10 protein-coding genes are annotated in these 13,769 nt (G+C 28.2%); all 10 read right to left on the minus strand.

The annotated features are described in order from the left end of the window. Positions 1-3 precede the first annotated feature (3 nt). Entirely contained in the window at positions 4-435 is a 432-nt protein-coding gene (locus BM119_RS08870) for an FHA domain-containing protein (RefSeq protein ID WP_090040708.1), read from the minus strand. A 610-nt stretch (positions 436-1,045) separates the two neighbouring features. Continuing rightward, entirely contained in the window at positions 1,046-3,874 is a 2,829-nt protein-coding gene (gene uvrA / locus BM119_RS08875; protein WP_090040710.1) for an excinuclease ABC subunit UvrA, read from the minus strand. Between the two features lie 249 nt (positions 3,875-4,123). Beyond that, on the minus strand, positions 4,124-5,050 hold the full coding sequence (locus BM119_RS08880; RefSeq protein ID WP_090040712.1) for a transposase: 927 nt from the start codon (positions 5,048-5,050) through the stop codon (positions 4,124-4,126). A 139-nt stretch (positions 5,051-5,189) separates the two neighbouring features. Then, positions 5,190-5,399 carry a DUF1450 domain-containing protein gene (locus BM119_RS08885; RefSeq protein WP_090040715.1) on the minus strand — a complete coding sequence of 70 codons (210 nt, stop codon included), beginning with the start codon at positions 5,397-5,399 and terminating at the stop codon, positions 5,190-5,192. A 78-nt stretch (positions 5,400-5,477) separates the two neighbouring features. Continuing rightward, positions 5,478-7,454 (minus strand): excinuclease ABC subunit UvrB, encoded by a 1,977-nt coding sequence (uvrB, locus tag BM119_RS08890; RefSeq protein WP_090040718.1) that lies wholly within the window; start codon positions 7,452-7,454, stop codon positions 5,478-5,480. A gap of 138 nt (positions 7,455-7,592) precedes the next feature. Next, a complete protein-coding gene (locus BM119_RS08895; protein WP_090040721.1) occupies positions 7,593-8,825 on the minus strand; it encodes a HAMP domain-containing sensor histidine kinase in 1,233 nt (410 codons plus the stop codon). A gap of 5 nt (positions 8,826-8,830) precedes the next feature. Beyond that, positions 8,831-9,523 (minus strand): response regulator transcription factor, encoded by a 693-nt coding sequence (locus BM119_RS08900; protein ID WP_090040722.1) that lies wholly within the window; start codon positions 9,521-9,523, stop codon positions 8,831-8,833. Between the two features lie 162 nt (positions 9,524-9,685). Beyond that, complete coding sequence (locus BM119_RS08905; protein WP_090040724.1) at positions 9,686-12,217, minus strand: ABC transporter permease; 2,532 nt, start codon at positions 12,215-12,217, stop codon at positions 9,686-9,688. Between the two features lie 11 nt (positions 12,218-12,228). Beyond that, the gene (locus tag BM119_RS08910; protein ID WP_090040726.1) at positions 12,229-12,909 is read right to left on the minus strand and encodes an ABC transporter ATP-binding protein; all 681 of its coding nucleotides are present in this window, start codon (positions 12,907-12,909) and stop codon (positions 12,229-12,231) included. A 292-nt stretch (positions 12,910-13,201) separates the two neighbouring features. Continuing rightward, positions 13,202-13,769, minus strand: a 568-nt coding sequence (locus BM119_RS19830; protein ID WP_177199368.1) for a PDZ domain-containing protein, incomplete at its 5' end; no start/stop codon positions are given.

The raw sequence follows: 13,769 nt of genomic DNA on the forward strand, positions 1-13,769 counted from the left end.
CCACTATCCTATAATTTTAAATGTGACGCTTCCTACTCTTATTTTATCTCCCTCTTCAACATATCTCCTACCATTTATCATATCTCCATTTACAAATGTACCATTTGTAGAGTTTAAATCTTCTACTATGCATTGTTCATTCCTGATATAAATCTTTGAATGATGTCCTGATACATATTGGTCGTTAAGTATAATGGAATTATCATCTTTTCTACCCATGGTTATTTCATTAGTTATTGGTATAATAGCGCCTTTTTTTAAAGTTTGATTTTCACCTGGGTCCATAACCTCAATACCTAAAGAAGCTTTCTTTAATCTCTTCTTTCTCCCACCATTCTTAACATCTTTAGCCATTATTCTTAATGACAATATTATTATTGAGTATAAAATTACAATAAATACTATTGTAAATACAAAAGTCATTATCTTACTCATTCTTTTCACCTCTTAAAAAACCTTATTTAGAATATCGTCCATATTATTATACCATCAATTAAAATAAAAAATGTTAAAAAAACATTTAAAAATAATACATTAAACAAATGTAAGGTTTTCTTAAGAAACTCCCTTAGTTGGTAGTTGGGGACGGTTAACAAGTATATCTTATCTATTCAAAATTAAATAATAACTTAATTGTAAATCAAACTAAAATATAATTTTAGTTTTAATATCATCTATTCAAAAAGCTTCAAATATCCACAAATTTATTTATTATAAACAAAAACTATGTACCATCGTAAATTTCTTATTTCAATAAGCCTTCATGTCTAATATATTATAAAAACACGCATCATATCCTGTGAAATTTCACTATTATTAATGCTAACTATAAAAATCATTGTATAATTATTAAAGTTTAATATATGTTAGTTAGCTTGTCTATATGTAATTTTTCAATTTCAATAAAAATATCTGTTTATTCTTAAATAATCTTATCTTAACTTTATAAAACACACATGCTGATTAACTATTAAAGCTACCAAAAGCAACTTATAATTTTTTTGCCTTTGGCAGCTTATTTATAACTCTTAAATATATACATTCATTATAATGTATTTTTTAAGTAATGTCCTGTATAAGAACTTTCTGTATTTGCTACATCCTCTGGAGTTCCCTTACAAAGAACAGTTCCTCCCTTTTCTCCGCCTTCTGGTCCTAAATCAATTATATAATCAGAACATTTTATGACATCTAAATTATGTTCTATAACAATAACTGTATTTCCATTTTCAACTAATCTTTGAAGTATAAATACCAGCCTTGAAACATCATCTACATGAAGTCCTGTAGTTGGCTCATCTAAAATATATAAAGTTTTTCCAGTACTTCTTTTTGATAACTCATATGCTAATTTTATTCTTTGAGCCTCTCCACCTGATAATTGAGTTGACGGCTGGCCTAATCTTATATATCCAAGCCCAACATCCTTAAGGGTTTGAAGTTTATTTTTTATTCTAGGTATATTTTCAAAGAATTCTAATGCTTCTTCCACAGTCATACTTAGAACATCATCAATTGTTTTACCTTTATATTTAACCTCTAGAGTTTCTCTATTATATCTTTTTCCTTTGCAAACCTCACACGGAACATAAACATCAGATAAAAACTGCATTTCTATTTTAATTATTCCATCACCACTACAAGCCTCACATCTTCCACCCTTTACATTAAATGAGAATCTTCCCGGCTTATATCCTCTCATTTTTGATTCTGGTGTTGATGAAAAAAGTTCTCTTATAATATCAAACACTCCTGTATATGTTGCTGGATTTGAACGTGGAGTTCTTCCTATAGGACTTTGATCTATATCTATAATTTTGTCTATATTCTCAAACCCTTTTATTTCTTTAAACTCACCTGGTATTACTTTGCTTTTATTTATTATTTTACTTAATCCTTTATATAAAATTTCATTTACAAGTGTACTTTTTCCTGACCCTGATACACCTGTAACTGCTGTTAATGTTCCTAATGGAAATTTCACCTTTACATTTTTAAGATTATTTTCTTTAGCCCCTATGACTTCAATATCCATGCCATTTCCTTTTCTTCTCTCTTTAGGCACTTCTATTTTCTTTTTTCCTGTAAGATACTGTGCTGTTATTGATTTTTCACAACTTTTAATTTCTTCTAAAGTTCCAGCTGCAATAATTTCTCCACCATGTTCACCAGCCCCTGGTCCTATATCAACAACAAAATCTGCTTCTTTTATAGTATCTTCATCATGTTCAACTACAACTAATGTATTACCTAAATCTCTTAAGTGTTTTAGTGTTGATATTAACCTATCATTATCTCTTTGATGCAATCCAATACTTGGTTCATCTAAGATATATAGAACACCTACTAAACTTGAACCTATTTGAGTTGCTAGTCGTATTCTTTGAGATTCTCCACCTGAAAGAGTTCCTGCTGTCCTTGATAAATTCAAATAATCTAATCCTACATCTATTAAAAATCTTAGCCTTGAGGAGATTTCCTTAAATATTTGCTCACTAATAATCTTATTTTTTTTTGATAATTTTATGGTGTTCAAAAATTGTAATTCATCCCTTATCGGCATATTACAAAAGTCAATTATATTTTTTTCACCTACAGTTACTGCCAATGCTTCTGGTCTTAATCTAGCTCCCTTACATTTAGAACAATGGTTATCACTCATGAACATTTCAATTTCTTGTTTCATTGAGTCAGAATTAGTTTCCATATATCTTCTTTTTAATGAGTTTATTATCCCTTCATAGTTATGCATATAAACTCCTTGAATATTTTCTTTTTCGTAATGAACTTTTAGTTTTTCACCATTCATTCCATAAAGGATTACATTTAAAACATCCTTTTTCAAATCACATATTGGAGTATCCAACTTAAATTTATACTTTTCCGATAATGCTTTCATGACAGCATAGGTCCATGTATCCTCTTTCATTCTTCCATCTCCCCATGATGCTATTGCCCCTTGAAGAAGACTCTTGCTTTTATCAGGTATTATAAGATCTTGGTCTATTTCCATTAATGTTCCTAACCCATCACACTTATCACATTTCCCAAAAGGAGAGTTAAATGAAAATAATCTAGGAGCAAGCTCATCTATACTTATTCCACAATCTGCACATGCAAATTTTTCTGAGAAAAGTATATCTTCATTACTTTCGTTTAAAATATTAATTACAACAAGACCTTCTGAAAGTTTAAGAGATGTTTCTATAGAATCAGTAAGTCTACTTCTTATATCCTCTCTAACAATTAATCTATCTACAACGGCCTCTATATTATGCTTTATGTTTTTTTCAAGCTTAATCTCTTCTTCTGTGACCTCAAACATTTCACCATCTATTCTAGCTCTAACAAACCCATTTTTCTTTATATTTTCTATTATTTTATCATGAGTGCCTTTTCTTCCTCTAATCATAGGAGCTAGTACTTGAATCTTAGTTTTTTCCGGTAAGCTTAAAACTTTATCTACCATTGTATCAACGCTTTGTTGAGTTATTTCTTTTCCACACTTTGGACAATGCGGAATTCCAATCCTTGCGTATAAAAGTCTTAGATAATCATAAATCTCTGTCACAGTTCCAACAGTTGAGCGCGGATTTCTACTAGTAGTCTTTTGATCTATAGAAATTGCTGGGGATAATCCCTCTATATATTCTACATCTGGCTTATTCATTTGACCTAAAAATTGTCTTGCATAAGATGATAAGCTCTCAACATATCTTCTTTGACCTTCTGCATACAAAGTATCAAATGCTAACGAGGATTTTCCTGAACCAGATAACCCTGTAAATACAATAAGTTTATCTCTAGGTATTTCTAAAGAAACATTCTTTAGATTATGTACTTTTGCACCCTTTATAATAATTTTCTCCCTCATACCTTTAAGAATCTCCTTTCACTTTGGGACGGTTAACATATATACCTCATTTAATCCCAATACTATTATTATTTCATTACCCCAAAAATCTTATTCTTTACTTTATTGTTCATATTTTATTTTCAAACCAAATGTATGTTCTATTTTAAATATATCACATATAAATAAAACATAAAACTAAAACAAAATTTTATTAGCTTGTCCCTGTATTTTTTATATAAAGATTTACTCTCCTAAACACAGTGAAAACTAAGCCAAATTTCTTGATTCTAAATTCAAAAAATCATTTAATATATTTCCGTAGATTTTACTCTTTATAATTAAATTACTTCCTACATTGAAGAGAGCAGATACTCTAGATTGAGTTATGTTTCCTAAAACTTTGCATATGTCTTCACACCCTATATTGCAAAATACCCTCATAAAAACTACTACTATAGCCTTAACATTAACCACGCCTCTTGAACTTTTAATATATATACTTTCACTTGTTACATTCATTCTTTTACAAATAAAGTTTATTACTTGTTTTATTGAAAAATTTCTTTTTATAATGTGTCTTTTGCTATCATACTTTGTCCCTTCATTATCAAATTCACCATCTAATTCCCTTAAATTATCCATATCACACCTTAAAACAGCCCTCATATAAATATTTTTAGTCACTTTATCATCTCTATTAAACATTAAATTTATGAAGTTTTTATCTAAAACTTTAAACTTGTCTTTCTTATTAGTTATATAAGATTTAAGACTTGAAAACTCATATTTTTCTGGATTATACCTATACCCATATATATCAGTTGGATTATTATGTATATATATTGTTAAAGCATATAAATACCTTTCATTTTCAACTATCTTGCTTTTAAATCTATCCTGAAATAAATGTCCATGTCTTTTATACTTTTCATTAAAATATCTTGCATATTTTAAATTAATACAATGCATTACTTTTGATATGTCCGTACCATTTGAATCTATTATCAAATGCCCATGATTACTCATTAAACAATAAGCATAAACTTTAAATAAGTATGTCTTTTTATATTGATTAATTAAGTCTAAGTACTTTATTTTATCTTCATCTTCTCTGAATAAATCTACTTCACTAATACTTCTAACCATAATATGATAAATTGCACATTCATTTTTTATTCTAGCTAACCTTGGCATAATTAACCCTCCTTTTTCTTAAATTCTAGCCATATTAATAAATTCTATTCATTTATTGTTAATATAGATGAAGATAATTAGGGACGGTTAACAATTAGATATTTAAATATCTAGTTGTTAACCGTCCCTTCAAGTAAATTTATTTATTCAATATTTTATCTACTAATTCTTCTACTGAATCCGCCTCTATTGCATCTCCATCTACAAATGCAAAAGCTTTTCCAGTTGCACATACATGACAGTGTCCCAAACATCCATGTACATCTACTTCTATTGAGGAATCTTTTTCTTTTAATATTTCCTCAATCTTTTCATGATTTTCATTATTCATACAAACTTCAACTATCATACTCTTCTCCTGTAATTATTATTAATTAATATTTGTTATTAATAATAACCTAATTTTATTCTTTTGTAAATATAATTTTTATTCTGTCAACTTACTTTTTAATTCCTCAACTTTATCTCTTAATTCTGCAGCCCTCTCAAATTGAAGATTTTTTGCTGCTTCCATCATTTCTTTAGTGTATCCTTCTATTAATTTTTCTATGCTATTCTTATCTAGTGCACCCTCATCAAACTTAAAGTCTTCTTGCTCCTCTGCTATCTTAGTTACCTCTATAACATCTCTTATATCCTTAATTACTGTTGTTGGTGTTATACCATGCTCTAAATTATATTCTGTTTGTATTTTTCTTCTTCTATTTGTTTCACTTATAGCTTTATCCATAGACCTTGTTATTGAATCTGCATACATTATTACTCTACTCTCAGAATTTCTTGCAGCTCTACCTATTGTTTGAATTAAAGATGTCTCTGAACGTAAAAAACCTTCTTTATCAGCATCTAAGATTGCTACTAATGCTACTTCTGGTATATCTAAACCCTCTCTTAGAAGATTTATACCTATTAGTACATCTACTTCACCAGTCCTAAGGTCTTTTATAATTTTCATTCTTTCCATAGTATCAATATCTGAATGCAGATATGTTACTTTTACATTTAGTTCCTTTAAATATTTAGTTAAATCTTCTGACATTCTTTTTGTTAATGTAGTAACTAAAACTCTAAATCCTTTTTCGACTGTCTTATTAATTTCTGAATAAAGATCATCTATTTGACCCTTTATAGGTCTTACTTCTATTTCTGGATCTAACAGACCTGTGGGTCTTATAATTTGATCTGCTACAACTGTTGAATGCTCATTTTCATAATTTGCAGGTGTTGCACTAACAAATACAACTTGATTTAATTTTTTTTCAAACTCCTCAAATTTTAATGGCCTATTATCATATGCTGAAGGCAATCTAAATCCATAATCCACCAAAGAATTTTTTCTTGATCTATCACCACCATACATTGCTCTAACCTGAGGCATGGTAACATGACTTTCGTCTATGAACAGCAAAAAATCATTTGGAAAATAATCTATTAATGTAAGTGGTGGGCTACCAGCTGGCCTTCCATCAAAAATTCTAGAATAATTTTCAATACCACTGCAATAACCCATTTCTCTAATCATTTCTACATCAAAATTAGTTCTTTGCTTTAACCTTTGAGCTTCTAATAATTTATCTTCAGCAATGAGTTCTTTTAATCTAAAATCCAATTCTGTTTCTATTTCATTTATAGCTCCTTCAATTTTATCTAAAGATGTAGCAAAGTGAGAGGCAGGGAAAATAGATACGTGCTTTAATTCACTTATAATATTTCCAGTTAAAACATCAAATTCTCTTATTCTATCAATCTCATCGCCGAAAAATTCAATTCTTATCCCCTTATTACTAGATGATGCTGGAATTACGTCTAAAACATCTCCTCTAACCCTAAATGTTCCTCTTGAAAAGTCTATTTCATTTCTTTCATACTGTATCTCTACTAACTTTTTAATTATTTCATCTCTATCTTTAACCATTCCTGGTCTTAAAGATAGAGTTAATTTTTTATACTCTTCTGGGTTACCTAATCCATAAATACAAGAAACAGAAGCAACTATAATAACATCTTTTCTTTCAAGTAATGCTGATGTTGCAGAGTGCCTAAGCTTATCTATCTCATCATTTATAGAAGCATCCTTCTCAATATATGTATCTGTTTGCGCTAAGTAAGCCTCTGGTTGATAATAATCATAATAAGATACAAAATATTCAACTGAACTATCTGGAAAGAACTCTTTAAATTCTGAACAAAGCTGGGCTGCTAAAGTTTTATTGTGCGCTAAAATTAGTGTTGGTTTCTGAACTCTTTCAATTATATTTGCCATTGTAAAAGTCTTTCCTGAGCCAGTGACTCCTAAAAGTGTTTGAAACTTATTATTATTTTTTATTGATTTTTCTAATTTGTCTATAGCTTGTGGTTGGTCGCCTGTAGGCTTAAATTTAGAAACTATTTTAAAATTACTCATAATCACCTCTCCATATTTTAAATCTCTTAATAATTTTTATCTAATAATAACTTTATAATACATCAACAACTAAAAATTTAATAGGGACGGTTAACAACTAAAACCTAAATCCAATCTAGGTTTAGTTGTTAACCGTCCCTATTTCAAAAATGTTATTATAAATTTTGTATATTTATTAACCACACTTTCTACTTCTATTATTCCACCATGAGATTCTATTATTGATTCACTTAAAGATAATCCTATTCCTACAGATTCTTTGTTTTTATTATTTTTATAAAATCTAGCAAAAATTTTCTTTACCTCTTCTTTTTCTATTCCACATCCATTATCTTCTATGATTACTCTTTTAAATATTGAATTACTCTCTAAACTAATTTTTATATATCCACCAAATTCTACATGATCTATAGAATTTTTTATTATATTTATAAATGCTTCACTGAGCCATTCATTGTCATGATTCATATAAAAACTTTCTTCATTAAATATCATATTTATGTTTTTCTCAATAATTTTTCCATATAAAACTTCTATAGATTTCTCAATTGTCTTATTTAAACTTTGATATTTTTTATTGAATATGATTGCTCCAGCATCTATCTTTGCTAATTTTAATAATGACTTTATAAGCCAATCCATTTTTATTAGTTGAATTCTTGAATTGTTTAAAAAGTTACTCCTTTCTTCAATAGTAATCTCTTCTTCTCGTTCAATTAATATATCATTAAAGAGAGTTAGTGATGATAATGGAGTCTTTAATTGATGTGATATATCTGATAATAAATTAATCAAGAATACCTTTTCACTATTCAAACTTTCTATGTTACTTTTCAATCTCTTTCTTATATCATTAAATGTAAATGATAGCTTGCCAATGTCTCCTTCTAATGTTTCATCTATATCTATATTTACCTTTCCATCTAGAAGATCTTCAATATCTTTTTTTAATGCTCTCATTTTCTTATAAATTTTTTTAAATCCCCAAACTACTATACTAATTGTTATGGAAATAAGGAATATCCATATAAAAACTAAACTTAAACTTATATTTTTCATTACTTTATAATATGATGGTATAAACCTAACATCTAAATTTGTATTAAAACCATATTCCTTTAATATTTTTTCTCCTCTTATTACATCCTCTTCTGATACTTCTTTAGTTATTACAGGTACAACATCCTTGACACTCTCTGGGCTTATTGCTTCTATTTTACTTAATATTGCTCCTTCAGTTAAAATATAATTTTTCTTTAAATTATTAAAACTTATACTAATGAACATTAGATTTATAACAATTGAAATAATCCCCAATACAACTAGTAATCTCAGTGTAAATTTCAACTCTAAATTTTTTAAATAATCCATATTTTCTACCTCTTAATCACAGTTTTATTCCACTTATATCCCAATCCCCTAACTGTAACTATAAATTCAGGATTTTTTAAATCTTTTTCTATTTTCTCTCTTATCCTTTTTATGTACACAGATAAAGTATTTGAATCCATAAATGCTGATGTTCCCTCAGATATAGAATCTAAAATTAAATCCCGTCCCAAAACTCTCCCTTCATTATTCATAAACATTAAAAGCAATTTATATTCTTGAGCTGTCAAAAATACCTCTTTCCCATTATTGGTAACAATCGCAGTTTTTTTATTTAATTCTAAATCCTCACATACTAATAAATCACAAACATTGGATTTATTTTCAACCCTTCTTAATATTGCTTTTATTCTAGATATAAGTTCTCTTATCCTAAATGGTTTACTAATATAATCATCTCCACCAATTTCTAGACCTAAAACCACATTAACCTCATCATCTAAAGCTGTTAAGAATATTATTGGAATATTACTTTTTAGCCTTATATATTTACAAAAATCATATCCATTACCATCTGGTAATGTTATATCTAAAATGGCTAAATCAAAAGTTTCTTTATTAAATAAAGTTGTACCTTCTTCAATTAAAGCTGCTCTTGTAACACTAAATCCCTCAGCTTTTAATGAAAAATCCATACCTAAAGCTAGTGCATCATCATCTTCTAATAAAAAAATTTTCATATACCCACATCCCTTCCTAAAAATTATATCATCATATCATCAAGAGGGGACGGTTAACATTTATTTACTACTAAACAACTCTTAAAAAGGGACGGTTAACAACTTTATACTAAATATTTTTCTAAAATTTAACGTAAAGATGTTAACCGTCCCTATTTTCTATTATTCTTCTTTTAATGTTTCTATAATATTCATTTTTCTTAGCTTTCTTATTGCTGGAATAGTTGCAATAGTTGCCGAAATAATAGCAATTAAGGAGGCTGCTATCATTGAATCAAATGGAACTTTGAATACCGTATTTGCAAATGTATTTGATATATTTATTAATAATTTAGATAATATACCACCAATAATACATCCCCAAATAGAGCTTATAATCCCATAAAAACTTCCTTCTAAAAGAATCATTTTATTTATACTCTTACTAGTCATACCTATAGAAACTAAGGCCGCAAACTCTTTTCTTCTTAAATTCAAACTTGTATTAATTGTATTTATTATATTCACTATTCCTATTAAAGCTATTACTATAACAAAACCATACATAAGTATTTTTATTTGTAGAATTAATGCCTGCTTTGATTTACCTGTGTCAGCCTTACTTATAACCTTTGCATCTATTCCTAAATCCAAAATTAGATTATCTATACTAGATATAACTTCACTCTCTTTCTTACTATCCTCAAAAAATACTTTGACTCCTTTTATATAATTTAAGTATTCATCTATTAGTTCTCCAGTCTTAGGTGCCATAATTATTCTTGGTCCAAAAGCCTGCGACATATTAAATGGCTGATCTTTAAATATTCCTAGAACCTTTAACTTAACTACATCACTTCCTACATTCTTCAAATTTACATCGTGACCTAAAGATTTCTTAGGTATATAGATTTCATCTCCAATCTGAAGATTAGTAATATCCCCTTTAACTTTATTTTTATCATCTATAAACACATTTCCATTATTAACAACAAATACACCATTCTCTTCTTCCATTTTATGAAAATCTATCTTTCCATCTTCCACATATTCCTCACACATTTTCAATGTGTCTTCATCATAAACCTTTAAAGCACTCTCAGCTATTAAACTATCTTTTCCATTATAATCGCAGCTTATATTATTATAATTATCTTGGTCTTCATATTGTTTAAGCAACTTTTTATTTAACTTATCTTTACTAATTATAGTTTTACCTTTGTCATCATGATAATCTAATACAGTCTTATTAACCCCATCTATAGATTTTATTTTATTCATTAAATCTTTTCTATCATACTTAGATTGGCTATCAATATTAACTTCTACATCAACCTTATTATCTAGAGATTCATTTATAGGAACGTTTAACAAAGCTATCCTTACAAAGGTAGTAAAAATGATTGTTAAAACTATACTTATAATAATTGAAAACACAGTTGCTCTATATCTTTTCTTATTTCTCTTAAGATTTTTATATGCCATTACCACACTAAACTTAGTAAATTTTTTTAATATTTTTCCCGTATTCTTTTTTATGTTTTCTTTAGCTATAAAATTTCTAGAATTTATAGCTAATAGTGGTGAAATTTTCGATGCATTTCTACCTGGTAAAACTACTGATATATATATGGTTATAATACTTACTATTAAACTTAACCCTAAAGCTACATATGAAATATCAATTTGTAGATCAAACCCTGCTATTAATTTATCCCCTGGCATAAAATTAAATATTGCAAAAACAACAAACAGTGCTATCAACCCAAATATTATTCCTAAGGGAATTGATATAATACTTATTATTAAAGCTTCCTTTTTTATTATCTTCTTTATTTGCTTTGGCGTTGCCCCTAGGGTTCTAAGTAAACCAATCTCTTTAGTTCTTTGTACTACACTTATATTAAAAGCATTATATATTATAGCTATTGTTGCAATAATTACTATAAAAACAACTGTTAATACAATTGGGGCCATTCTTCTAATTGAATTATCATCTTTAATTGAGCCATCATACGTTAATAACTTATAGTTTGTACGCACACCACCATTTTCACCAATACTTACAAGTTCTTCTACATTTTCAGTTAAACTTCCTATATGTTTCAATGATATATAAGCCGTTGACTTACTATAATCTATTAATTTTTTAAATCCAAGAGTTAAAGCTATTTTATTTTCTTGAGTTTCCTTACCATTTTTAAGAATACCAACTAATTTAAACTCCTGATATTTAGGATTACTTTCATCTTCTCCAACATTGAGTTTTATAGTATCACCAATGCTTTTTTTATCCTCAAACATTCTAAGAACCCATTCCTCTATAGCAATCTCATCCTCATTTACTGGGAAATTACCTTCTTTAATTTTAATGGGCAAAAGTTTTTTAATATCCTCGCTACAATAGCTTAAACTAACTCTTGTATCATTTTTTATATGAGTATATGCACCTTTCTCTAAATACCCTACATCTTTAACTTTAGGACTTGCATTTATTTTGTTAATCAAATTATCATTAAGTTTTGAGTATGAAACATGCCAAGATCCTGATTCACCCTTAACCCCTTCAATTCCTGACTTTTCTATTGATGGAAAGAAACTAAATATAGCTGTTAATAATGCAACAGAAAGGATTATTCCTATTATGGTAAATATAGTTCTTTTCTTATTATCTTTTAAATATCTACCTGTTAGATCTGTATAAGATTTAAGCATACTAATCCCTCCTATCTTAATTTCTCATCGTTTACTATTTTTCCATCGTTTATAGTTATAACTCTATCTGCTTTAGCTGCTATATTAAGATCATGGGTTATTACTATCAGTGTCTGATTATATTTTTTAGACGTTAATCTTAACAGCTCCATTACCTCACTAGAGTTTTTAGAATCTAGATTTCCTGTAGGTTCATCAGCTAATACAACACAGGGTTTATTAATAAGGGCTCTTCCTATAGATACTCTTTGTTGTTGTCCCCCTGACAATTCTGATGGCAAATGAGTTGTTCTTTCCTTTAAATCTAATATATTTATAAGCTCATTTAAATACTCATTATCCACTTTATTTTCATCAATTAAAACTGGTAGTGAAATATTTTCCTCTGCATTTAAAATAGGAATAAGATTAAAAAACTGAAATACAAATCCTATATGCCTTCTTCTAAATATAGATAACTTTTCCTCATTTAAAGAGTATATATCTTTTCCATCAACATACACTTTTCCACTAGTTGGTCTGTCTAATCCTCCAAGCAAGTGTAATAAAGTACTTTTTCCTGAACCAGATGCACCAACTATTGCAATAAATTCTCCTCTATCTATTGATAAGTTAATGTTATCTAATGCCTTTACTATATTGTTTTTTTCACCATAAGTTTTACACAAATTCTCAATTTTTAAAATTTCCATATTAATAACCCCTTTTCTTACTAACTATCCGTGATTTTTTACTATGTTAACTTACTTCACATAAAATCAACTCTATATTTATATATTAATACATATATCTTACTAAAGCCTTTAAGATCTTCTTACAATTTAGTAAGAATTAAATGGGGACGGTTAACAACTAAAGGCTAATTAATAAAAATAGTCTTTAGTTGTTAACCGTCCCCAAAACAAAGACGTATGACAACCAATGTCAGACATTGGTTGTCATACGTCTTTTAAATTTCATCCTAATAACAATATAAAATTATTGCTACTTTTTCTTTCTTATATTATCTAAAACATCCTTAAAATTATTATTTCCAAAACGCACCATAGATCCATCCTTAGGTGAACCCTTAGGAATCAAAACCATTCCTAATTTTTTAGCTCCTCCATCTGGTATACTTATCATAACTTCTTTTATATACCCCTGCCTGTCTTTAATTTTAAGTTTAAGTTCCTTTAATCCATCACTTATTGCTTCATATATCATTGTATATTCTGTAAGCTTATCATCATTTAACTCTAATATCTTATCTCCTGTTTTAAGTCCTAATCTAAAAGCTTCTGAATTTGGAGAAACATCTAAAACAGTAACTCCCTCATCATCACTTACAAATTTAGCATGTTTTTTACTCTCTCTTACACCTTGAAGAGTTAACATACCCTCATGCATTACAGGCATTAGAACTAACAAAACTATTTTACCGGCTAGTCCAAAATTAGCTATTGGTGTTAAAGCTACCATTATTAACCCATAAACTATATTAAAAACTCCTGATACAAAAACTTTCTTCCTTTTGCTCTCAGTAAATGTAACACTTTTATATCCAATAACA

It is taken from the genome of Clostridium frigidicarnis, from assembly GCF_900111985.1.
Lineage (GTDB): Bacteria > Bacillota > Clostridia > Clostridiales > Clostridiaceae > Clostridium_Z > Clostridium_Z frigidicarnis.

Coding starts and splice junctions, on each gene's coding strand:
- BM119_RS08870 (WP_090040708.1), bottom strand. CDS start 435: ATGAGTAAGATAATGACTTTTGTATTTACAATAGTATTTATTGTAATT.
- uvrA (WP_090040710.1), bottom strand. CDS start 3,874: ATGAGGGAGAAAATTATTATAAAGGGTGCAAAAGTACATAATCTAAAG.
- BM119_RS08880 (WP_090040712.1), bottom strand. CDS start 5,050: ATGCCAAGGTTAGCTAGAATAAAAAATGAATGTGCAATTTATCATATT.
- BM119_RS08885 (WP_090040715.1), bottom strand. CDS start 5,399: ATGATAGTTGAAGTTTGTATGAATAATGAAAATCATGAAAAGATTGAG.
- uvrB (WP_090040718.1), bottom strand. CDS start 7,454: ATGAGTAATTTTAAAATAGTTTCTAAATTTAAGCCTACAGGCGACCAA.
- BM119_RS08895 (WP_090040721.1), bottom strand. CDS start 8,825: ATGGATTATTTAAAAAATTTAGAGTTGAAATTTACACTGAGATTACTA.
- BM119_RS08900 (WP_090040722.1), bottom strand. CDS start 9,523: ATGAAAATTTTTTTATTAGAAGATGATGATGCACTAGCTTTAGGTATG.
- BM119_RS08905 (WP_090040724.1), bottom strand. CDS start 12,217: ATGCTTAAATCTTATACAGATCTAACAGGTAGATATTTAAAAGATAAT.
- BM119_RS08910 (WP_090040726.1), bottom strand. CDS start 12,909: ATGGAAATTTTAAAAATTGAGAATTTGTGTAAAACTTATGGTGAAAAA.